17 protein-coding genes are annotated in these 22,230 nt (G+C 70.3%); 11 read left to right on the forward strand and 6 right to left on the reverse strand.

The features are described from left to right. Positions 1-16 precede the first annotated feature (16 nt). The 4 genes from ACFWXC_RS16065 (at position 17) to ACFWXC_RS16080 (ending at position 5,184) form a co-directional block, all read left to right on the forward strand. A complete protein-coding gene (locus ACFWXC_RS16065) occupies positions 17-1,402 on the forward strand; it encodes a class II fumarate hydratase (protein WP_384479044.1) in 1,386 nt (461 codons plus the stop codon). An 84-nt stretch (positions 1,403-1,486) separates the two neighbouring features. Further along, positions 1,487-2,200, forward strand: coding sequence for a DUF402 domain-containing protein (locus ACFWXC_RS16070; protein ID WP_384479046.1), 714 nt, complete (start codon positions 1,487-1,489; stop codon positions 2,198-2,200). A 305-nt stretch (positions 2,201-2,505) separates the two neighbouring features. Then, entirely contained in the window at positions 2,506-4,596 is a 2,091-nt protein-coding gene (locus ACFWXC_RS16075; RefSeq protein ID WP_384479048.1) for a SpoIIE family protein phosphatase, read from the forward strand. 189 nt (positions 4,597-4,785) lie between these two features. After that, positions 4,786-5,184, forward strand: coding sequence for a hypothetical protein (locus tag ACFWXC_RS16080; RefSeq protein ID WP_384479050.1), 399 nt, complete (start codon positions 4,786-4,788; stop codon positions 5,182-5,184). A gap of 105 nt (positions 5,185-5,289) precedes the next feature. On the opposite strand, the gene ACFWXC_RS16085 is transcribed toward ACFWXC_RS16080, so the two are convergent. Beyond that, positions 5,290-7,698 (reverse strand): transglycosylase domain-containing protein, encoded by a 2,409-nt coding sequence (locus ACFWXC_RS16085; RefSeq protein ID WP_384479051.1) that lies wholly within the window; start codon positions 7,696-7,698, stop codon positions 5,290-5,292. Positions 7,699-8,002: 304 nt separating this feature from the next. Here ACFWXC_RS16085 and ACFWXC_RS16090 point away from each other — a divergent pair, with 304 nt between their 5' ends. From ACFWXC_RS16090 to ACFWXC_RS16115, 6 genes are all read left to right on the forward strand, one after another. Continuing rightward, complete coding sequence (locus ACFWXC_RS16090) at positions 8,003-8,911, forward strand: SPFH domain-containing protein (RefSeq protein ID WP_384479053.1); 909 nt, start codon at positions 8,003-8,005, stop codon at positions 8,909-8,911. Beyond that, on the forward strand, positions 8,908-9,162 hold the full coding sequence (locus ACFWXC_RS16095; RefSeq protein ID WP_382537773.1) for a hypothetical protein: 255 nt from the start codon (positions 8,908-8,910) through the stop codon (positions 9,160-9,162). Before ACFWXC_RS16090 ends, ACFWXC_RS16095 begins: the two co-directional genes overlap by 4 nt. Before the next feature lie 345 nt (positions 9,163-9,507). Beyond that, the gene (locus tag ACFWXC_RS16100; RefSeq protein WP_384479055.1) at positions 9,508-11,535 is read left to right on the forward strand and encodes a HelD family protein; all 2,028 of its coding nucleotides are present in this window, start codon (positions 9,508-9,510) and stop codon (positions 11,533-11,535) included. A 255-nt stretch (positions 11,536-11,790) separates the two neighbouring features. Beyond that, positions 11,791-12,315, forward strand: coding sequence for a PadR family transcriptional regulator (locus ACFWXC_RS16105; RefSeq protein WP_384479057.1), 525 nt, complete (start codon positions 11,791-11,793; stop codon positions 12,313-12,315). Next, complete coding sequence (locus ACFWXC_RS16110; protein ID WP_384479059.1) at positions 12,312-13,001, forward strand: ABC transporter ATP-binding protein; 690 nt, start codon at positions 12,312-12,314, stop codon at positions 12,999-13,001. The genes ACFWXC_RS16105 and ACFWXC_RS16110 overlap by 4 nt, the downstream gene beginning before the upstream one ends. Beyond that, positions 12,998-15,343 carry an ABC transporter permease gene (locus ACFWXC_RS16115; RefSeq protein WP_384479061.1) on the forward strand — a complete coding sequence of 782 codons (2,346 nt, stop codon included), beginning with the start codon at positions 12,998-13,000 and terminating at the stop codon, positions 15,341-15,343. Before ACFWXC_RS16110 ends, ACFWXC_RS16115 begins: the two co-directional genes overlap by 4 nt. Before the next feature lie 4 nt (positions 15,344-15,347). Here the strand turns inward: ACFWXC_RS16115 and ACFWXC_RS16120 are convergent, their stop codons facing one another. After that, positions 15,348-15,932: a LysR substrate-binding domain-containing protein gene (locus tag ACFWXC_RS16120; RefSeq protein WP_384479316.1), complete on the reverse strand. Its 585-nt coding sequence runs from the start codon at positions 15,930-15,932 to the stop codon at positions 15,348-15,350. Between ACFWXC_RS16120 and ACFWXC_RS16125 the strand changes: the two genes are divergently transcribed. After that, a complete protein-coding gene (locus ACFWXC_RS16125; protein ID WP_384479318.1) occupies positions 15,834-16,388 on the forward strand; it encodes a carboxymuconolactone decarboxylase family protein in 555 nt (184 codons plus the stop codon). The genes ACFWXC_RS16120 and ACFWXC_RS16125 overlap by 99 nt on opposite strands. 31 nt (positions 16,389-16,419) lie before the next feature. On the opposite strand, the gene ACFWXC_RS16130 is transcribed toward ACFWXC_RS16125, so the two are convergent. From ACFWXC_RS16130 to ACFWXC_RS16145, 4 genes are all read right to left on the reverse strand, one after another. Next, on the reverse strand, positions 16,420-17,820 hold the full coding sequence (locus tag ACFWXC_RS16130) for an AI-2E family transporter (protein WP_384479063.1): 1,401 nt from the start codon (positions 17,818-17,820) through the stop codon (positions 16,420-16,422). Positions 17,821-17,959: 139 nt separating this feature from the next. Next, a complete protein-coding gene (locus ACFWXC_RS16135; RefSeq protein ID WP_384479065.1) occupies positions 17,960-18,643 on the reverse strand; it encodes a transglycosylase SLT domain-containing protein in 684 nt (227 codons plus the stop codon). 427 nt (positions 18,644-19,070) lie between these two features. After that, a complete protein-coding gene (locus ACFWXC_RS16140) occupies positions 19,071-20,396 on the reverse strand; it encodes a PhoH family protein (protein ID WP_384479067.1) in 1,326 nt (441 codons plus the stop codon). Between the two features lie 409 nt (positions 20,397-20,805). After that, positions 20,806-21,579, reverse strand: a complete 774-nt coding sequence (locus tag ACFWXC_RS16145; RefSeq protein ID WP_384479069.1) for an isoprenyl transferase — start codon at positions 21,577-21,579, stop codon at positions 20,806-20,808. Between the last annotated feature and the right edge of the window lie 651 nt (positions 21,580-22,230).

A 22,230-nucleotide genomic window follows, 5' to 3' on the forward strand; every position in this document is an offset into this window, starting at 1 on the left:
GACCGCTGTAACGGACATGAGCGACTACCGCATCGAACACGACTCCATGGGTGAGGTCCGCGTCCCCGCCCACGCCAAGTGGCGGGCCCAGACGCAGCGGGCCGTCGAGAACTTCCCGGTCTCCGGGCAGCGGATCGAGCGCGCGCACATCGAGGCGCTGGCCCGGATCAAGGGCGCGGCGGCCCGGGTGAACGCCGAGCTGGGGGTGGTCGACAAGGACATGGCCCAGGCGATCCAGGAGGCGGCCGGGGAGGTCGCCGAGGGGAAGTGGGACGACCAGTTCCCGGTGGACGTGTTCCAGACGGGGTCGGGGACCTCGTCGAACATGAACACCAACGAGGTCATCGCGACGCTGGCGACCGAGCGGCTCGGGCGGGACGTGCATCCGAACGACCACGTGAACGCCTCGCAGTCGTCGAACGACGTGTTTCCGTCGTCGATCCACATCGCCGCCACCGCCGCCGTCACGCGGGACCTGATCCCGGCCCTCGAGCATCTCGCGGCGTCGCTGGAGCGCAAGTCCGACGAGTTCGCCGATGTGGTGAAGTCCGGGCGGACGCATCTGATGGATGCCACTCCGGTGACCCTGGGGCAGGAGTTCGGCGGGTACGCGGCGCAGGTGCGGTACGGCGTGGAGCGGCTGCGGGCCTCGCTGCCCCGGCTGGCCGAACTGCCCCTCGGGGGAACGGCGGTGGGCACCGGCATCAACACCCCGCCCGGGTTCTCGGCCGCGGTGATCGAGGAGGTCGCGCGGGTCACCGGGCTGCCGTTCACCGAGGCGCGCGACCACTTCGAGGCGCAGGGCGCGCGGGACGGGATCGTGGAGACCAGCGGGCAGCTGCGGACCGTCGCGGTCGGTCTGACGAAGATCGCCAACGATCTGCGGTGGATGGCCTCGGGGCCGCGGACCGGGCTCGCCGAGATCGCGCTGCCGGACCTGCAGCCGGGGTCCTCGATCATGCCGGGGAAGGTCAACCCGGTGATCCCGGAGGCCGTGCTGATGGTGTCCGCGCAGGTCATCGGGAACGACCAGACGATCGCCGTGGCCGGCGCGGCCGGGAACTTCGAGCTGAACGTGATGCTTCCGGTCATCGGCAAGAACGTGCTCGAGTCCGTCCGGCTGCTCGCCAACGTCTCGCGACTGCTCGCCGACCGGACCGTGGACGGGATCACCGCGAACCGGGAGCGGGCCCGTGAGTACGCCGAGTCGTCGCCGTCCGTGGTGACGCCGCTCAACAAGTACATCGGGTACGAGGAGGCCGCCAAGGTGGCCAAGAAGGCGCTGGCGGAACGTAAGACGATCCGCGAGGTCGTCGTCGAGGGCGGGTATGTTGAGAAGGGTGATCTGACCGTCGAGCAGCTGGACGAGGCATTGGATGTCCTGCGGATGACACGTCCGTAACCGCGTGCGAACGTTTCGCGCCGCCCGGCCAGAACCGTGACGTCCGCCGCAGCGTCGTATGCCTATGGCACCTAATATCTGTGCATGGCAGACGGTGGAGCGGTGAGACGCGTGATGCGCGGGGAAACGGGCGGTGCGACCGGTGACGGGGCCGGGTTCTGGGCTCCGGGGAGCCAGATCCTGTGGCGGTACCGGGAGAACGCCGGGGACGGTTTCCACATCGCGCGCCCCGTCACCGTCGTCCGGGACGACGAGGAACTGCTCGCCGTCTGGCTGGCTCCCGGCACCGAGTGCGTCAGGCCCGTGCTCGCCGACGGCTCGTCGGTCGGTGAAGAACCGCTGGAGTCCCGCTACACCAAACCCCGGTCGGTCACGCACGGCCACTGGCGCGGCACCGGGGTGCTGAAGCTGGCCCGGCCCGGTCAGCCCTGGTCGGTGTGGCTGTTCTGGGAGCCGGGCTGGCAGTTCAAGAACTGGTACGTCAATCTTGAGCAGCCGCTGGTCCGTTGGGGCGGTGGAGTGGACTCGGAGGATCACTTCCTGGACATCTCCGTGCACCCGGACCGGAGTTGGCACTGGCTCGACGAGGACGAGTTCGCCCAGGCCCAGCGGGACGGCCTGATGGACGCGGAGACGGCCGAACGCGTGCGGGCCGCGGGTCTGGCCGCGGTGGCCGCCGTACGGGCCTGGGAGCCGCCGTTCTCGGACGGCTGGCAGCACTGGCGCCCGGACCCGTCCTGGGCGGTACCGTCGCTGCCGGATGACTGGGACCGTACGCCCGCGCACGTGTCCACATGAGACCCTTGATGCGCCCCCGGTGCACAACCGTAGGATCGTCCTCCGCAAGGGCGCGCTGAGCACAACTCCCGGAGTGCGATCCGGGCTTGACCGAACGTCACCGAGGGGCGGCAGGACGTGAGCGAGGGGTACGAGGGCAGCACCGGCGAGCGGGGCGCGGGCCGCAGATCGTTCGTCGGCGGCACAGGAACAGCCTCCAGCCACGCCGGAATTCCGTTCCTGGGACATGTAATCCGGGTATCGGAGTTTCGGCGGGACCACCTGCGCGCCCGGCGCGCAGCCCCGGACGGACGGATTCGACTCGCGTGACGGAGCACCCCACCTCCTACGAGCGCCCACAGCCGGGCGCCGACCCCGCGCAGGCCCGCGGGGCGCTCCTGCGTACCCCGCAACCGCAGCCGCAGCCGCAGGCACAGCCCCGTCCGCTCGGCGCCACCGCCTTACCGGCACAGGCCCGCGCGGGCGAGACGCCCTCCGGCCCCGGTACCAGCACGTCCAAGGAGCACTCCGTCAACGGCCCCGAGCACGCCCAGCCCACCAGCGCTGAGCCCGATCCGCACCGGCCGCGCCCCACCCCGGAGGGCATTCCTCCGCAGCCGGGCGCCGAGCAGGAGCGGGTGGCGGGCGCGGGCGCCCAGGAGCGCCGTACCGGACGCGGGCTGCCGCCCGGCCGGCCGATGCCGATGCGCCGGGACGGCGACCGGCTGCGCTTCGTGGGCGCCGCGACCCGGCGGATCGCCCGGGGCATCGACCTGGACGAGATCGTGATGGGGCTGTGCCGGGCGACCGTGCCGACCTTCTCGGACGCGATCCTGGTCTATCTGCGCGACCCGCTGCCGGTCGGCGACGAGCGGCCCGTCGGACCGGTGGTGCTGCGGCTGCGCCGCACCGACCGGATCCCGGAGGAGCGGGACACCGAGGGCTTCCCGCCGCTGCCCGTCCCGGAACCGGAGCCGGCCGAGATCGGCCTGGCCGCGCTCACCGCGGAGCTGTGCGAGGTACGGCCGGGCGGTGCCCTCAACGAGGTGCTGCGGGGCGTACGACCGGTTTTCGCCGACTCCCCCGCCGCGCGCGCCGCGCTGCCCGAACTCCTCGGCGAGGGCGCCGAGTCCCTCGTACCCGGCGGACAGCACGCGATCCTCGCCCCGCTGCGCGGCCGGCGCCGGGTGATCGGCGCGGCCGTGTTCCTGCGCCGCCCGGAGCGGCTCGCCTTCGAGGCGGACGACCTGCTGGTCGCCGCCCAGCTGGCCACGCACAGCGCGCTCGGCATCGACAAGGCGGTGCTGTACGGCCGGGAGGCCTACATCGCCGACGAGTTGCAGCGGACCATGCTGCCGGAGCACCTGCCGAGCGCCACGGGTGTGCGGCTGGCCTCGCGCTATCTGCCGGCCGCGGAGACCGCGCGGGTGGGCGGCGACTGGTACGACGCGATCCCGCTGCCGGGCAGCCGGGTGGCGCTGGTCGTGGGCGATGTCATGGGGCACTCGATGACCTCGGCCGCCATCATGGGCCAGTTGCGGACCACCGCGCAGACACTGGCGGGTCTCGACCTGCCGCCGCAGGAGGTCCTGCACCATCTCGACGAGCAGGCCCAGCGGCTGGGCACCGACCGGATGGCGACCTGCCTGTACGCGGTCTACGACCCGGTCTCGCACCGCATCACCATCGCCAACGCGGGCCATCCGCCGCCGGTGCTGCTGCATCTGGGCGGCCACGCCGAGGTGCTGCGGGTGCCGCCGGGGGCGCCGATCGGGGTCGGCGGGGTCGACTTCGAGGCGGTCGAGCTGGACGCGCCCGCCGGGGCGACCCTGCTCCTGTACACCGACGGGCTGGTGGAGTCCCGGCTGCGGGACGTGTGGACCGGGATAGAGCAGCTGCGGGAGAAGCTCGCCGCGACCGCGCAGCTGACCGGGCCGGATCATCCGCCGCCGCTCGAAGCGCTGTGCGACGAGGTGCTCGACATGCTCGGTCCGGGTGACCGGGACGACGACATCGCGCTGCTCGCGGCCCGCTTCGACGGGATCGCACCGAGCGACGTGGCGTTCTGGTTCCTGGAGCCGGAGGACGCGGCGCCGGGGCGGGCCCGGCGGCTGGCCCGGCGGGCGCTGGCGCGCTGGGGTCTGGAGGAACTGACCGACTCCGTCGAGCTGCTGGTCAGCGAGGTCGTGACGAACGCGGTGCGGTACGCGTCGCGGCCGGTGACGTTGCGGTTGCTGCGGACCGATGTGCTGCGGTGCGAGGTCGGCGACGACGTGCCGCAGTTGCCGCGGTTGCGGCAGGCCCGGGCGACGGACGAGGGCGGCCGGGGGCTGTATCTCGTCAACAGACTGGCCAGACGGTGGGGAGCGACCCGGCTGAGCACCGGCAAGGTCGTCTGGTTCGAGCTGAACCGGTAGCACCACAGGGCGTGCGGGAGGCGGGGAACTGCGGGCCGCCGCCCGCGACTTCCGTGTGCCTGCGTGCGGCCCGCCGGTAAAGGTTGCGTGCACGGAAACTCAAGGTGAACTAAAGTGACGACATCGCCATCGCACACCAGTGCGATGGGCGATTTGTCATGCACCGGATCATGAAGGGGAGGGAAGCGGATGAACGTGGGCAGCTTCGCCGCCAAGGCCACGGTCGTGGTAGCCGCGGGGGCCACTTTCTCGCTTTTCGGGGGACCCGCCCAGGCAAGCTCGGGCTGGGACTACATAGGCGACACGGAATTCCCTGTCAGCACCGCTGACTACATACGCTCGGGCCGGGCGCTGTCGACCGGCGGCGACATCCAGGCCTGCATTGCCACCGGCAACACCAGGAAGTACGCCTACGACCTCTGGGAGTACGACCCGGACAACGACGATGAATTCGTCGGCGCGGTCGACGGGGCCGGATGCTGGATCTGGCGGAACATCGGCAAGTACGTCGACGGCGACAACAAGCGCGCGGAGTTCTACATCGGCACGTACGACAACGAGGCCCTCTGGGTCCACTGGTACGACTGATCACTTCACTTACGCCGACAGGACGAGCTGAGCCGCACCGCGGCTGAGAGAGCCGACGCAAGGGGCGCCCGGTGGAATCCACCGGGCGCCCCTTGCGTACGTTCGCTACTGATCGTCCGCCGGGTCCAGCGGGTCGTCCGTGATGCCCCCCGTGGGGGTCGACTCCGGCGTGGAGGGTGCCGAGGTCGTCGGTGTCGGAGACTTCGTCGGGGTCTGACTCGGCGTCTGCGACGGGGTCTCGGAGGGCGTCGCGGACTTCGTCGGGGTCTCGCTCGGCGTCTCCGACGGGGTCTCGGACGGCGTCGCGGACTTCGTCGGGGTCTCCGTGGGCTGGACGGCCGCGCCCAGTTCGGTGTCCAGGTCGAACTTCTCCTTCTTCGTGACCCCGAAGGTGTACGCCGCCCAGATCTGCGCCGGGTAACCGCCACCGTTGATACGGCCGGTGCCGGGGATGAGGCCGGTGGCGCCGGTCAGCGAGACCTGGTTGTGGCTCTTGGCATCCTCACCGAACAGTCCGACCGACGTCACCAGGTCGGGCGTGAAGCCCGTGAACCAGGCCGACTTGTTGCTGTCGGACGTACCCGTCTTGCCGGCCACCTGCTGGCCCTTGCGCAGCGGGTTCTGGGCCACCGAGACCTTCGCCGTACCGTCGTCGACCACACCGGTCAGGACCGAGGTCACCTGGTCGGCCGCGCTGCGGCTGATCACCTGCTCGCCGATCGGGTTCGGCGGGTCGACCTTGCGGCCGGTCTTCTCCGCCGACGCGAGGATGCTCGGGGTGACCTTCTGGCCGTGGTTGTCGAGAGTGGCGTACACCCCGGCCATCTCCAGCGGGCTCGCGCCCATGCTGCCCAGGGTCTGCGCGGGCACCGCCGGCAGGTCCGTGGTGTCCAGGCCGAGGTCGTCGGCGACCTTCATCACGTTCTTCATGCCGACGTCCACACCCATCTGCGCGAACACCGAGTTGACGGACTTGTTCATCGCCGTCTGCACGGTGATGTTGCCGTAGTCGGCGTCGTCCTCGTTCGGTGGCGAGAAGGCGATGTCGCTGCCCTTGACCGCGCGGCCGCTGGTGCCGTCGTAGATCGTGTTGGCGTTGATCTCCTTGCCGTCCTGCGTCTTGGCGTCCTGGTCCAGCGCGGCGGCGAGGATGATCGGCTTGAAGGTGGACGCCGGCTGGTAGTCGGGGCGGGTGGCGTTGTTGGTGTAGTGCTTGTAGTAGTCCACACCGCCGTACAGGGCGAGGATCTTGCCGGTCTTGGGGTCGACCGAGACGGCGCCGGCCTGGACGTTCTTGTCGACCTTGCGCTTCTTGCCGTCGAGCTTGCTGGTCAGCTGGCCCTTGACGGCCGCCTCCAGCTTGGTCTGCCTCTTCGGGTCGATGTTGAGGGTGATCGTCCAGCCCTGGTCCACGACCTGGGCCTCCGCCTCGGAGCGGGTGAGGCCCTGGGTCTTCATCAGCTGGTTCTCCAGCTGGGTGTTGGCCAGTTCGACGAGGTAGCCCTTCTGGCCCTCCAGACCGGCGGCGGCCTTCGGCTCCTTGGGCACGGGGAACGTCAGGCCGTCGCGCTTGGACTTGTCCAGCCAGCCCTGGCCGACCATGTTGTCCAGGACGTAGTTCCAGCGCTGCTTCACCAGTTTGCGGCCGATGGGTCCCGCCACCGCCCAGTCGTACTGGCTGGGCGCCTGGAGCAGCGCGGCCAGATAGGCCCCCTGCTGGACGTTGAGGTCCTCGGCGTCGACACGGTAGTAGGCCTGGGCGGCGGCCTGGATGCCGTAGGCGCCGCGGCCGTAGTAGCTGGTGTTGATGTAGCCCGCGAGGATGTCGTCCTTCGACGTCTCGCGGTCCACCTTCAGCGAGATGACCAGTTCCTTCAGCTTGCGCGTGACGGTCTGGTCCTGGTCGAGGTAGTAGTTCTTGACGTACTGCTGGGTGATCGTCGATCCGCCCTGGGTGCCGCGGCCCCGCGCCGTGTTGTAGAGGCCGCGGGCCATGCCCTTGAGGTCGATGCCGTTGTCGCTGTAGAAGGACTTGTTCTCCGCCGCGACGAAGGTGTGCTGGACCTCCTTCGGGACCTTGGAGAGGTCCACGATCTCGCGGTTGACGGTGCCCTTGCGGGCCAGGACCGAGCCGTCGCTGTACTTGTAGACGTTGCTCTGCGTCTGCGCGAGCGCGTTGCCCTCGGGCACGCTCACCATCATGTACAGCGCGATGAAGGCGCCGATGCCCAGCAGACACGCGGTGAAGAAGGCGCCGAGCATCTTCTTCCAGGTGAACAGCGCGCGTATCCGGCCCTTGGCGGCCTTGCCGTTCTTGCCCGGCTTCCCCTTCCCGGCGGCGGCCTTGCGGCGCTCCGCACGGGTGCCGCCCTCGGCCGGCGGGGCCTCGACCGCCGTAGCGGTGCCGCCCGGGGTCTCGGGTGTCTCGGGCGCGGGTTGCGGCGACGAGCGGGGCCTGGGCGCGGCGCGGCGACCGCCGCGCTGTCGCGCTTTTCTCTCTTCCGCTCGTCCCATGAGTCCGTCTGCTCCGCTTCGTCTCGGCTGTCACACGTGTGTACGGGTGTCACACAAGTACGTGGCTCAGGTCAGCTCAGAAAGCTAACACCGCCCTCTATGACAAAGAGCAGACGATCCGCCCTTTACGGACGTGACAATCAGCACCCCGCCCCAACGGAACCGACGACTGGAGAGGACGGAGGGTTGCCTCCGCACCGTAAAGTGATATCACTTAGATAGAACGGAGCCAAGCAGCAGTCAGTCGTCCAAGGGGGAACCCATTTCTGTCCACGACTCCTCGGCGACCGCCGCCGTACCCGAGATGCCGGCCCCGCGCGTGCGGGAGTCCACGGCGCACAGCATAGGCGGCGGACTCGCCCTGCTGCTGGGCCTGTTGGGGCTTGTGGCCGCCGTCGCGCTGTTCGTGGCCGCCGCCGTGAACCCCGGCTTCGCCCTCGGGGGCGTCGTCGTCCTCGTCGCGGCCGTCCTGGCGATGCGCGGCCTCAGCACCGTGGCGCCGGGCGAGGCGCGAGTCGTCCAGCTCTTCGGGCGGTACCGGGGCACGATCCGGCAGGACGGGCTGCGCTGGGTCGACCCCTTCACCTCGCGCACGAAGATCTCCACCCGGGTCCGCAACCACGAGACCGCGGTCCTCAAGGTCAACGACGCCTACGGCAACCCGATCGAGCTCGCCGCGGTCGTGGTGTGGAAGGTCCAGGACACCGCCCAGGCCGTCTTCGAGGTCGACGACTACACGGAGTTCGTCGCGACGCAGACCGAGACGGCCGTACGGCACATCGCCATCGAGTACCCGTACGACGCCCACGACGAGGCCGGGCTCTCGCTGCGCGGCAACGCCGAGGAGATCACCGAGAAACTGGCCGTCGAGCTCCAGGCGCGGGTGGAGGCGGCCGGAGTGCGGGTCGTGGAGTCGCGGTTCACGCATCTCGCGTACGCTCCCGAGATCGCCTCGGCGATGCTCCAGCGGCAGCAGGCCGGTGCGGTGGTGGCCGCGCGGCGGCAGATCGTCGACGGGGCGGTGGGCATGGTGGAGGCGGCGCTCGCGCGGATCGGCATGGGGGCACCTCCCACGCCCTTCAGGCAGCGGGGGAAGGGCATCGTGGAACTGGACGAGGAGCGCAAGGCGGCGATGGTGTCCAACCTGATGGTCGTGCTGTGCGGGGACCGGGCGCCCCAGCCGGTACTCAACACCGGGACGCTGTACCAGTGACGGACTCGCCCGACGAGGCACCACGGAGTCGGCCGCAGCAGCGCAAGCAGGTGCTGCTGCGGCTGGACCCGTCCGTGTACGAGGCGCTGGCGCGGTGGGCCGGGGACGAGTTGCGGTCGGCCAACGCGCAGATCGAGTTCCTGCTGCGGCGCGCCCTCGCCGAAGCCGGCCGGCTCCCCGGAGAGACGGGCCCCCTCCCCCGCCGCGGCCGCCCCCCTGGTGGTTCCGCCCCCAGACCCCCGTCGGCCTGAACGGCCTCACTTCCGAACGCCGGACGGGGTGAGAGTGCACCGATCCGTTCTTGTCGAGGGCTTGGCCCATTCGCGGCAAAACATCGCCGGTATCCAAGGGCGGGCTCGCCCATAAAGCAGGCGGGCATCGGGAGTGCAATGGGCGATATACGGAACGGCGGAATGCGTGAGACGCCATACGGTCAGCCGTCATGGATTCAGCCCCAGGGACATGGCTTCACCAAGTAAGTCAAGACTTACCTTCAGGGAACTTTGACCGTATGGTGTGGCTCGAATCGAAGGAGCCCCCTGTTGTCGAAGATGAATGATCCCGCTGCGCGTGCGGTTGAATCGGAACAGGATTATGTGTCCTCCTTATATGAGTTGCTCTCCGAGCGGCTTTCCGAGGCGCGAGTACACCGAGCGAGTGTGCTGAAGGCCCCGGCGGAAAGCGCCGGTGAGGCATACGAGAGAGAAATCGCCGCCGAGCGTCTGGCCAAGGAAATCGGCCGGCTGGAGGGCGCCGAAAAGGGGCTGGTCTTCGGGCGCATCGACTGGACGGACGGCACGGCCCTGCGCATCGGGCGGATCGGACTGCATACGGAGGAGGACGACCTGCCTCTGCTCGTGGACTGGCGCGCGAACGCGGCGCGGCCCTTCTACGAGGCGACACCGGTCCACCCGATGAACCTGCGGCGGCGCCGGCACCTGCGCCTCGATGAGCGCACGGTCATCTCGGTGAGCGACGAACTGCTGGACGGGACCGCCCCGACCGACGAGGACGTCGTGGGGGACGGCCCGTTGACCGAGGCTCTGTCGGCACGGCGTACGGGCAGGATGCACGCGGCCGTCGCGACGCTGCAGGCCGAGCAGGACGCGATCGTCCGCTCCGCCCACCGCGGGGTGACCGTGGTGCAGGGCGGACCCGGCACCGGCAAGACGGTGGTCGCCCTGCACCGGGCGGCCTACGTCCTGTACGCGTTCCCGCGCGCCGCGGAGGAGGGTGTGCTGGTGGTGGGCCCGAACGCCCGGTTCCTCGACTACATCTCCCAGGTCCTTCCCTCGCTCGGAGAGAACGACGTCGTTCTGGCGACCTGCCGGGAACTGGCCGGAGTGTCCACGGACACGGTGGACCCGTTCGATACGGCGCGCCTCAAGGGCGGCTCCGACCTCGCCGACGCCTTGGCCGGCCTGCTGCGCGTCCACCAAGCCCCCGCCGGTGACTTCACCGTGCGGGTCGGACAGGAACTGGTTCACCTGTCCGACGAGGAAGTCGCCACGGCACGCGCCGCCGCCGTGGCAGCCGCACCGGGGCACAACCCCGCGCGCCAGGTGTTCAGGGAGCTCTTGGTCGACGCCGTCACCGACGCGGTGCAACGGGACATGGGCGACCTCCTGGAGCAGATCGACGCCGATGCCGAAAGGATGACGGGCCTGGACCTCGACCGGTTCACGGGAGCCGCCCAGCGCCGTGCCGAAGGTGCGGCCGACCCGGGTCCGGTCCACGAGCTGGACCTGGACGCCATCCGAGCCGATCTCCTCGACGACGCCGGCGTCGACCGGGCGGTCGAGGTGTTGTGGCCGCGGCTGGTACCCGGTGACCTCGTGAAGGCGCTCCTGACGAACCCCGGCGCTCTCGCCGAGCACCTGCCCCGCCTGACCGCGCAGGAGCGGTCCCTTCTGCTGCGCGGTCCGGACGACCCGTGGACGGATGCCGATGTGCCGTTGCTGGACGAGGCGGCGAGCCTGGTCGACGGCCCACCCGAGCGGACGTACGGGCACGTCGTCGTCGACGAGGCGCAGGAACTGACCGCCATGCAGTGGCGGATGATCGTCCGCCGCTGCCCGGCAAGGGCGATGACGCTGGTGGGCGACTTCGCCCAGGCAGGCCCGGTCGCGACAGCACGCGGCTGGAAGGAAGCGCTGAGCCCCCACGTCGGACCGCGGTTCGAACTGCACCACCTGACCGTCAGCTACCGCACCACGCAGGAGATCCTGGAGAGCGTCCGGGACCTGCTCACGCGGATCGCTCCGGACCAGAAGCCCACACGGTCACTGCGAAGCGGTGAGAGCCCTCGCACCGTGACCACACCTTTGGACGGGTCGGTCACCGCCCTCGTTCAGGAACTCCGCGCCCAGAGCACCGCGCACCCGGGCGAGCTTCTGGGAGTGATCTGCGCGGACACCAGGGTGAGCGAGCTGACGGCCCAGGGCATCGCCCACCACGCACGCATCGTGCCGGCGTCCGAAGCACGCGGCCTGGAATTCGACGGGGTCGTCGTCATGAACCCCGAGGAGATCATCACGGTCCGCCCCGGTGGGGAAAGGGACTTGTACGTAGCCCTGACCCGGGCCACCAAGCGTCTCTGCACCATCACCGTCCAGCCCGCCTGACGACTCGGGGCGGTTCTCGGCCACCGCCGCCCCGACCGACAGCGCGTCGAGCGCGTCCATCACCACGCCCTCGGCCTCCAGCCGCTTCAGCAGATCCAGCCAGCCGGAGCGGCGACGAGACGGGCTCGCGCGCTGTGGCATCGCGCTGTCGCACAACCGTGACAATCGGCTCCCACGTGCGCGTTCCCACACCCCGCCATGATCTACACACCGTGCGTATACATGCCGCGTATACACCGTGTGTAGAGTGCTGCCATGTCCATCGGTCACACCCTCCTGGGACTCCTGGAGTCCGGCCCGCGCCACGGCTACGACCTGAAGCGGGCCTTCGACGAGAAGTTCGGTCACGACCGGCCGCTGCACTACGGCCAGGTCTATTCGACGATGTCCCGCCTGCTGAAGAACGGGCTCGTGGAAGTCGACGGCATCGAGGCCGGCGGCGGGCCCGAGCGCAAGCGGTACGCCATCACCGACGCCGGCGTCACCGACGTCGAGAAGTGGCTGGCGACCCCCGAGAAGCCGGAGGAGTACCTCCAGTCGACCCTGTACACCAAGGTCGTGCTCTCCCTGCTGACGCACCGCAACGCCGGCGACGTCCTCGACAGTCAGCGCTCCGAGCATCTGCGCAGCATGCGGATCCTCACCGACCGCAAGCGCCATGGCGACCTCGCGGACCAGCTCGTCTGCGACCACGCCCTGTTCCACCTGGAGGCCGACCTGCGATGGCTGGAACTGACCGCCGCCCGTCTCGACAAGCTCCGCACGGAGGTGACCAAGTGACCGCTCCCGCTGGTTCGCTGCTCGCGGCCGAGGGGCTGCGCAAGGCCTACGGCCCCACACTCGCCCTCGACGGGGCCGGGTTCTCGATACACCCGGGCGAGGTCGTCGCCGTGATGGGCCCGTCCGGCTCCGGCAAGTCGACCCTGCTGCACTGTCTCGCCGGGATCGTGCCGCCCGACTCGGGCTCGATCGTCTACGCCGGGCGCGAGATGGCCACCATGAGCGACACCGAGCGCAGCGCCCTGCGCCGCAGCGAGTTCGGTTTCGTCTTCCAGTTCGGCCAGCTGGTGCCGGAGCTGACCTGTGTGGAGAACGTCGCGCTGCCGCTGCGGCTGAACGGCACTTCCCGCAAGGAGGCCGAGAAGGCCGCGCTGGGCTGGATGGAGAAGCTGGAGGTCGACGGCCTGAGCCGCAAGCGGCCCGGTGAGGTCTCCGGCGGCCAGGGGCAGCGGGTCGCGGTGGCGAGGGCGCTGGTGACCAGCCCCCGGGTGCTGTTCGCGGACGAGCCGACCGGCGCACTGGACTCCCTCAACGGCGAGCGTGTGATGGAGCTGCTGACGGACGCGGCCCGCTCCACCAACGCGGCCGTCGTGCTCGTCACGCACGAGGCCCGGGTGGCCGCCTACTCGGACCGCGAGATCGTCGTACGCGACGGCAAGTCCCGGGACATGGAGCGGGTGGTATGAACGTCAGGCAGTGGTGCAGGGATCTGGCCATGGGGGTCCGGTTCGCCTTCGGAGGCGGACGCGAGGGCTGGTTCCGGGCCACGCTGACGGCCGTCGGCGTGGGTCTGGGGGTGGCGCTGCTGCTGCTCACCACGGCCCTCCCGAGCGCGCTGGCCGTGCGCCACCAGCGCGATGTGGCACGGGCGGACTACACGTACGCCTTCGACCACAAGAAGGCCGGCGAGAAGACGTTCGTCATCGCGGACATCGAGACCCCCTACCGCGGCGCCGACATCCGCGGCCGGATGATCCAGCGGGAGGGCGCGAAGGCGCCGGTGCCGCCCGGGCTCACCACGTACCCGGCGCCCGGCGAGATGGCCGTCTCGCCCGCGCTGAAGCGGCTGCTGGACTCCCCCGACGGAGCGCTGCTGCGCGCCCGGCTGCCGTACCGGATCACCGCCACCATCGCGGAGAGCGGGCTCACCGGCTCGCAGGAACTCGCCTACTACGCGGGCTCCGACACCCTCGCCGACCACATCGACCCGCCGAACGTGGCCCGGATCGACCACTTCGGCAGCCCCAGGTCGCCGGACGAGGAGACCGACCCGGTCCTCACCCTGCTCGTCCTCGTGGTGTTCGTGGTGCTGCTGATGCCGGTCGCCGTGTTCGTCGCGGCCGCCGTCCGCTTCGGCGGCGAGCGCCGCGACCGGCGGCTGGCCGCGCTGCGGCTGGTCGGCTCCGACGGCCGGATGGTACGGCGGATCGCGGCCGGCGAGGCGATGGCGGGCGCGCTGCTCGGCCTGGTCTTCGGCGTCGGCTTCTTCCTGGCCGGCCGTCAGCTCGCGGGCACCGCGGAGGTGTTCGGCACCAGCGTGTTCCCGAGCTATCTCAACCCCTCCCCCGCGCTGGCCGCGCTGGTGGCGGTCGCCGTCCCGGCGGCGGCCGTGCTGGTGACCCTGTTCGCGCTGCGCGGGGTGGTCATCGAGCCGCTCGGCGTGGTGCGGACGGCGAAGCCCGCCCGCCGCCGGCTGTGGTGGCGGCTGCTGCTCCCGGTGGCCGGTCTGGCGGCGCTCTACCCGATGGTCGGGCAGGGCCGCGGAGGCGGCAACTTCAACGAGTACCTGGTCACCGGCGGCGTCCTGCTCCTGCTGGTCGGCGTCACGGCGCTGCTGCCGTGGGTCGTGGAGACGGTCGTCGGCCGGCTCGGCCGGGGTGCGGTGGCCTGGCAACTGGCCGTCCGGCGGCTGCAGTTGAGCAGTGGTTCGGCGGCCCGCATGGTCAACGGCATCGCGGTGGCGGTGGCCGGCGCGATCGCGCTGCAGATGGTCTTCGCCGGTGTCCAGGCGGACTACACCAAGCGGACCACCAACGACCTCGACCGCGCGCAGATGTCGGTCCAGGTACCGGACGGCGTCCCGGTGCCCGAGGTCGCCCGGGCCATGACCGGCACCAAGGGTGTGCGGAAGGTGGTCTCGATCGCCGACGGCCAGGTCGGCGACCTGAAGAAGGACCCGCGCCAGACCGACCAGGTGAGCGTGGGAAGTTGCGCCTCGCTGCGCGAGTTCGCGACCTTGCCGTCCTGCCACGACGGCGACGCCTTCGTGGTGAAGGGCTCCGACTCCGAGTCCGAGACGACCAAGCTGCTGACGACCGTGAAGAAGCACGACCGGACGCTCTACCTCAACCCCTCCTACACCGGCGACGACCAGGGCTCCCCGAGCCGCTGGACGGTACCGGCGGGGCTGAAGCAGGCGACGACCCGCGAGGACCCCACCGGCTACAAGCGCGGCGGTTTCCTGCTCACCCCGGGCGCGCTGCCGGACGGTGCCAGCACGGCGGTGCAGGGCGTGGTCTATCTGTCCATCGACTCCGCGGTGCGCGACGCCAACGAGTACGTGGTCAACACGGCAGTCCGGATCGACCCGCTGATGCACGCGGAGACGCTGACCTCGGTCGAGCGGGACGGCCAGTTCGACTCGATCCGCACCGGGTTGTTCGTCGGCGCCGCCGCGGTACTGGCGCTGATCGGCGCGAGCCTGCTGGTCGGCCAGCTGGAGCAGCTGCGCGAGCGCAGGAAGCTGCTGTCGGCGCTGGTCGCCTTCGGCACCCGGCGGCGCACCCTGAGCCTGTCGGTGCTGTGGCAGACGGCGATCCCGGTCGGGCTCGGCCTGCTGCTGGCCGGCGTGGTGGGGCTGGCCCTGGGCACGGTGCTGCTGAAGATGGTCGGCTCCACGGTGCGGGTGGACTGGCCGGGGGTGCTGGCGATGACCGGCTTCGGCGCGGCGGTCGTGCTGGCCGTGACGCTGCTGAGCCTGCCGCCGCTGCTGCGCCTGATGCGCCCGGACGGGCTGCGTACGGAGTAGGGGTCTACGAGTCGGCGCCGAGTACCCGGACGGGCAGCGGCCGCAGCGCCTCGCGCAACGCGGCCGCCGGCTCCCGGTACTCGGTGCCGCGCGCTGCCCCGGCGCGCATCGCCAGGGCGATCCGGCGGCTCGGGGCGGGCTCGGCGAAGGAGCCGGTGAGGAGCCGGTCGCTGCGGCTGGTCTCGACCCTGACGGCGGTGTGCGGCAGCAGGGTGCAGCCGAGCCCGCCGGCCACCAGCTGGACGAGGGTCGCCAGTCCGGCGGCCGTGGTGGTCACCGGCGCACCCTCCCGTCGCCCGCCACCGCCCTCGGCCGAGGGGCTTCGCCCCGCCCCTTTGATTCCCCGGCCCGCCTCCCGGCAGATGTCCAGGGCCTGGTCGCGCAGACAGTGCCCCTCGTCGAGGAGCAGCAGAGTGAGTTCCTTGAGCGACTCGCGCGGAATACCGGCTTGGCCGCCCAGCGGATGGCCGAGCGGGGTGACGAGCACGAAGTGCTCGTCGTACAGCGGGAGTTCGACGACACCGGGGATGCCCAGGGGGACGGCGAGCAGCAGCAGGTCGAGGCGGCCGGCGGTCAGCCCGCCCAGCAGGCTGGCGGTCTGCTCCTCGTGTGGGGCACGGTCCTGGCGACCGCCATCGCCTCCCGCTCCCCGGTCGTGCTGCGCGAGCTGGCGCCCGAGGCGAAGGCGAACCTGTCGCCGGAGGCGTACCGGGCCGCGAAGTCCGCGGCCGCGGTGATGGCGATGAACAACGTCTTCTACCGCACCCGCCATCTGCTCTCCGACCACGAGTACGGCACCCTGCGCGCGGGGCTGCGGATGAACGTCATCGGCAGCCCCGGTGTCGACAAGGTCGACTTCGAGCTGTGGTCGTTCGCGGTGTCCGCGATCAACGGCTGCGGGATGTGCCTGGACTCGCACGAGCAGGTGCTGCGCAAGGCCGGGGTCGACCGTGAGGTGATCCAGGAGGCGTTCAAGATCGCGTCGGTGGTTCAGGCGGTGGGCGTGACGCTGGAAGCGGAAGCCGTGCTGGCCGAGTTCGAGTAAGCGCCGTCGGCCCGTGGACCCCGCCCCGCTCTCAGCGGGCGGGGTCTTCCGCGTTCCTGGGGGCCGCGCCCCCGGACGTCGCTTCGGCCTGAACGGCCTCGTCCTCAAACGCCGGAGGGGCTGAGGTGGGTGGCGGAGCGCCGTCGTCGGGCTCCTCCTCGTCCGCGTATCTCTCGTTCGAGTACTGGTGCAGATAGCTGACCACCGTGTTCGTCACCGCCACCAGCGGTACGGCCACCACCGCGCCGCCGATGCCCGCGACCAAGCCGCCGGCCGCGACCGTGAGGACCACCGCCAGCGGGTGGACGCGGACCGCGCGGCCGAGGATGAACGGCTGCAGGATGTGGCCCTCGATCTGCTGGACCGCGAGGACCACGGCGAGGGTCATGACGGCCGCGAAGACGCCCTGGGTGACGAGCGCGACCACCACCGCCAGGGCGCCCGAGGCAACCGCGCCGACCAGCGGGATGAAGGAGAACAGGAAGATGAAGACGGCGAGCGGGACGGCCATGGGGACGTCCAGGAAGTAGATGCCCAGGCCGATGAAGATGGCGTCGATGAGGGCGACCAGGACCGTGCCGCGGACGTAGGCGGTGAGTGTGCGCCAGGCGCGCGGGCCGGCGCCGGCCACGCCCTCGCGGGCCGCGCCGGGCACGAGCTTCAGGAACCACTGCCAGATGCGCGCACCGTCGTAGAGCAGGAAGAGCGTGGAGAAGAAGACCAGCAGGATGCCGGTCAGGGCCTCCACGACGACCTGGACGCCTTCCAGGCCGAACGAGGTGATCTGGTCGGTGTTGGCACCGATCGCCTCGCGGAGGTTCTTGGCGATCTGGTTGATCTGCTTGTCGGTGACGTGGAAGGGGCTCTTCAGCAGCCAGTTGCGCAGGTCGTCGATGCCGTTCTGGACCTGGTCGGAGAGCGTGTCGATGTTCTCCATGACCTGCCAGGTCACGAACCAGCCCATCAGGCCTATCACCACGAAGCCGGAGATGGCGGTGAGCGCGGTGGCCGGGCCGCGGGGCATGCCGGAGCGGCACAGCCAGGCGACCGCGGGCTGGAGCAGGGCGGTGATGAGCAGCGCGATGACGAAGGCGAACACCACGAGTTGTACGGCGCTGATGACCCGCATCAGGATCCAGACGGTGCCGGCCAGCACCAGCAGCCGCCAGCCGGCCTCGGCGGCGACCCGTACGCCCCAGGGGATGGCCGTCACGGGGTCGGGACGCGGTGCGGGCTTCCGGACGGGCCTGGGAGCGGCGGCGGTGGCGGGGGCCGCCGGCGCGGGCTCGGGAGCGGGGGCCTGTGCGGGCAGTGCGGGCGGCTCCGGTTCGGTGTGCTCACGCTCCACCTCGGCCCGGCGCTCGTCCAACCGCTCGCCCATCTCGCTCAGTCCGGCGCCGAGCCTGCCGAGCCACTCCGGCACTCGCGACATGATCCGCTCTCTTCCCCCGCGTCTCCGGGTGCTCCTCACCACTCCCCCCGGGAGTCGTTCGGTCCGACCGTACAGGGCGACAGCCCCTCCCCCTAGGACGGGGAGGGGCTGTCGAAGGTTGAGAGAAGCCGAGCGGCCTCTAGTACCAGTTGTTCGCCTGCCAGAACGACCAGGCCTCACAGGGGCTGCCGTACCGGGAGTTCATGTAGTTGAGGCCCCACTTGATCTGGGTGGCCGGGTTGGTCTGCCAGTCGGCGCCCACGGAGGACATCTTGGAGCCGGGCAGGGCCTGGAAGAGACCGTAGGCACCGGAGGAGGCGTTGACCGCCTGGTAGTTCCAGCCGGACTCGTGGCTCACGATGTTGCTGAAGCACTGGTACTGGCCGCTGGCCACCATCGACTGCGCCATCGCCTGGATCTGCGCCACGCTGTACGAGCTCTGGACCGGGAAGCTGGCGGTGGAACGGCTGGCCGCTTCCTTCGCCTCGGCGCGCTCCTTGGCCTCCTTCGCCGCCTGCTCGGCCTCGACCTTCTTGGCGGTCGCGGTCTTGGCGGCCGCCACCCGGGCCGCCTGCTCGGCGTCCTTCTTGGCGGTCGCGTCGGCCTGGATGGCCACGGCGTCGGCCTGCTGCGTCAGGGACGCGGTCTGCACCGTTGCCTGCTGACCCGCGGGGATGTCCGCAAGCAGCGTGGTGTCGGCTGCCGTCGCCTCAGCGTCGTTCGGCTGTGCGACGCTGCCCGAGGCAACACCGACAACGCTTCCGACGGCGGTGACCGCGGTGGCCGAGGCCACTGCGAATCCCCGGACCGAAATCCGGCTCACACGGTTTCCTTCCAGCATCGCCCGCTTCGGTGACCCTGGCGGACGCAATCGTTCCCCTGACACTGGCCTCCCAACTGCGGGGTCACGGGAGGCGCGGGCCCGATGGGCAGCTCCCCGCCGGGGAGTGCCGTGTGGCGTTCGGGCGGCATACGACGTCGCTATGGAATTAGCTGTGATGCTTCCGTGTTGCCGTACCGCTGGGGGTACAGGTGTGTCGTATGCGGGGCCTGACAGGAGTGAGACTCTGCCGTACCCCGACGCCGGGTGGCAATTCCGAGTTGCGTGTGAAAGCTCACATCCCGTTTCCCCCAGGGGATTTCAGGAAAGCCGCACGCACGAAGGCGCCGCCCGGCTAGGCTCAACGTCTTTGCCGGACGGCGCCAACGGATGGGTAATCAGCCCAAGTTGGACACAGGGATCAGATGGATCAGATGTGTCCGTCCTCCAGCATTTCGGTCACAAGCGCGGCAATCTGGGACCTCTCGGACCGAGTGAGGGTGACATGCGCGAAGAGCGGGTGACCCTTCAGCTTCTCCACCACGGCGACCACACCGTCGTAACGACCGACCCTGAGGTTGTCCCGCTGGGCCACGTCATGGGTCAGCACCACCCGTGAATTCGCGCCGATCCGGGACAGAACGGTCAACAGGACGTTCCGTTCCAGTGACTGGGCCTCGTCGACGATCACGAACGCGTCGTGCAGGGAGCGGCCGCGGATGTGGGTGAGCGGCAGCACCTCCAGCATCCCGCGCGCGGTGACCTCCTCGATGACCTCGCGGCTGGTGACCGCCGAGAGGGTGTCGAAGACCGCCTGCGCCCAGGGGCTCATCTTCTCCGACTCGGAGCCGGGCAGATAGCCCAGCTCCTGCCCGCCGACCGCGTACAGCGGACGGAAGACCATCACCTTCTTGTGCTGGCGGCGCTCCAGGACCGCCTCCAGACCCGCGCACAGCGCCAGCGCCGACTTGCCGGTGCCGGCCCGGCCGCCCATCGACACGATCCCGACGTCCGGGTCGAGCAGCAGATCGAGCGCGATGCGCTGCTCGGCGCTGCGGCCCTTGATGCCGAACGCCTCCCGATCGCCGCGTACCACACGGACGTTGCCCTCGGCCGTCACCCGGCCGAGTGCCTTGCCGCGCTCGGACTGGATGGTCAGGCCAGTGTGCACGGGGAGGTCGGAGACCTCCGGGACGTACACGTGCCCTTCCTCGAAGAGGATGTCCACCTGTTCGCCGGGGAGCGTCAGTTCGGACATTCCGGTCCAGCCGGAAGCGCCCGTGATGGCGAGCTCGGCGCGGTACTCCTCGGCCAGCAGACCGACCGACGAGGCCTTGATCCTGAGCGGGAGGTCCTTCGAGACGACGGTGACGTCGTACCCCTCGGCCTGCAGGTTGCGGGCGACCGCGAGGATGCGGGAGTCGTTGTCCCCCAGGCGGTAGCCGCTGGGCAGGACGCTGGGGTCCGAGTGGTTGAGCTCGACACGGATCGTGCCGCCGAGGTCCCCGATCGGGATCGGGGCGTCCAGACGGCCGTGCCGGACCCGGTAGTCGTCGAGCAGGCGCAGGGCCTGCCGGGCGAAGTAGCCGAGTTCGGGATGGTGCCGTTTGGCCTCCAGTTCCGTGACCACGACGATCGGGAGCACGACCTCGTGCTCGTCGAAGCGGGCCATGGCGTTCGGGTCGGCCAGCAGGACGCTGGTGTCGAGAACATAGGTGCGCCGGTCGGACTTGCGGCGCGTTGTGCTGGTCACCACGGAAGGACGTACCCCCTCGGATGAGGTCGGGGAGCGACGAAGAGGAGCTGGACCGGTTGACGGCCACCCTGCACGGGCCGAAAACCGGCCCCCCGCTGCTTCTTCCGTGCCGTGACCGCACGGTCGGGCTGGTGCAAAGGGCCTCCCGGGCGGACGACCCCGAGTCGCCCGCTGAGATCCGATGCCCGTGGTTCGGGCATCGACCTGCTTGCCTTATGCCCTCGAACATGCGCCGCCATGCCACGGTCTGCAACGACGCGCAGGTGAACTCCGTGTTACTGGCGCCCTGAAATGGGTGATTTACGCCTCACGGGTGCGGTGGGGTCATCCACCGTAGCGAGGAAGTCATCCAGCGTGGCGACGGTGACAGGGGGCGTATGCCGTGTTGGCGTCCGCCGTCACGATCACGTCACCCGCCGTAGCGGCGGTGGCGGGCCGCGTAGTCACGCAGGGCGCGCAGGAAGTCGACCTTGCGGAACGCGGGCCAGAAGACCTCGCAGAAGTAGTACTCGGCGTGCGCGGTCTGCCAGAGCATGAATCCGGACAGCCGCTGCTCCCCGCTGGTACGGATCACCAGGTCCGGGTCGGGCTGGGCGCCGGTGTAGAGGTGACGGCCGATCATGTCGACGGTGACGGAGTCGGCGAGGTCGTCCATCGCGACGCCCTTGTCGTTGGCGTCCAGAATCATCGAGCGGACGGCGTCGGCGATCTCCTGGCGGCCGCCGTAGCCGATGGCGACGTTCACCAGTATTCCCTCGACGTGCGCGGTGGCCTCCTCGGCCTCCTTGAGCACGTTCTGCATCGGGGAGGGCAGGAGGTCGGGGGTGCCGACATGGTGGACCCGCCAGCGGCCGTCGGCGGCGAGGGTGCGGACGACGTCCTCGATGATGCCGAGGAGGGGGACCAGCTCCTCTTTGGCGCGGTCGAAGTTGTCCGTGGACAGCAGCCAGAGGGTGACGACCTCGACATCGGTCTCGGAGCACCAGCCGAGGAATTCCTCGATCTTCTCGGCGCCGGCCCGGTGGCCGTGCACGGTGCTGGATCCGGCGGCCTTCGCCCAGCGGCGGTTGCCGTCCATGATGACGCCGATGTGCTTGGGCACCTGAGCGTGGTCCAGGTGACCTTCCACCCGGCGTGCGTAGAGCCTGACGAGCAGGCCGCGCAGCTTGTCGCGCAGGTTCACTTGAGTCCGCCCCTCGTGTCTCGCTGCGGGGTTCCGCGGGCCGAAGCCTACCCCTCCGGGAGTTGAGGGGGGCGCGGTGGGGAGGGCGCCCAAAGGGGGTGGGGGGCCTGTGCGGTCCGGCGAGTGCGGGTGCGTCGGGGCTGGTCGCACGGTCCACCGAGCCCCTTCGGGGCGCCAGGGGCGAGGACGCTTGAAAAGTGGGTGAAAAAACAGGGGCGGCCATGGGCGGGGCGGCGGTGGGCGGCGGCGGGGACGGCCGCGGGGAGAGGCGGGGACGGCGGTGGGGAGAGGCGGGGACAGCCGCGGGCGGAGGCGGGGACGGCCGCGGGCGGAAGAGCGGGCCGGTCCCCGGGCAAAAAAACGGGCCGGTCCGTGGGGGGGAGACGGACCGGCCCGAGGGGGGGTTTCCACCATAACCCTTTGTAAGTGATGCTGCGTGCATCGGCGTGCCACAACTACTCTCCGGAGTCGCCCGACAACGCCTCGACGGGCCTAGAACGCTGGATTCAAGGGCCTCGATTGGCCGATTCGCAGCGGAATCCCAGGAAAACTGGTCGCATTCAGGGAGATCAAGAGGGTTTGGGCCGTCTTGGGGATGCCTCGGCGAGTTGTTCACCCGTCCCCCCGATGGGCTACCCCGGCTGCGAACGG

The organism is Streptomyces sp. NPDC058683 (assembly GCF_042716195.1).
Taxonomy (GTDB): Bacteria; Actinomycetota; Actinomycetes; order Streptomycetales; family Streptomycetaceae; genus Streptomyces.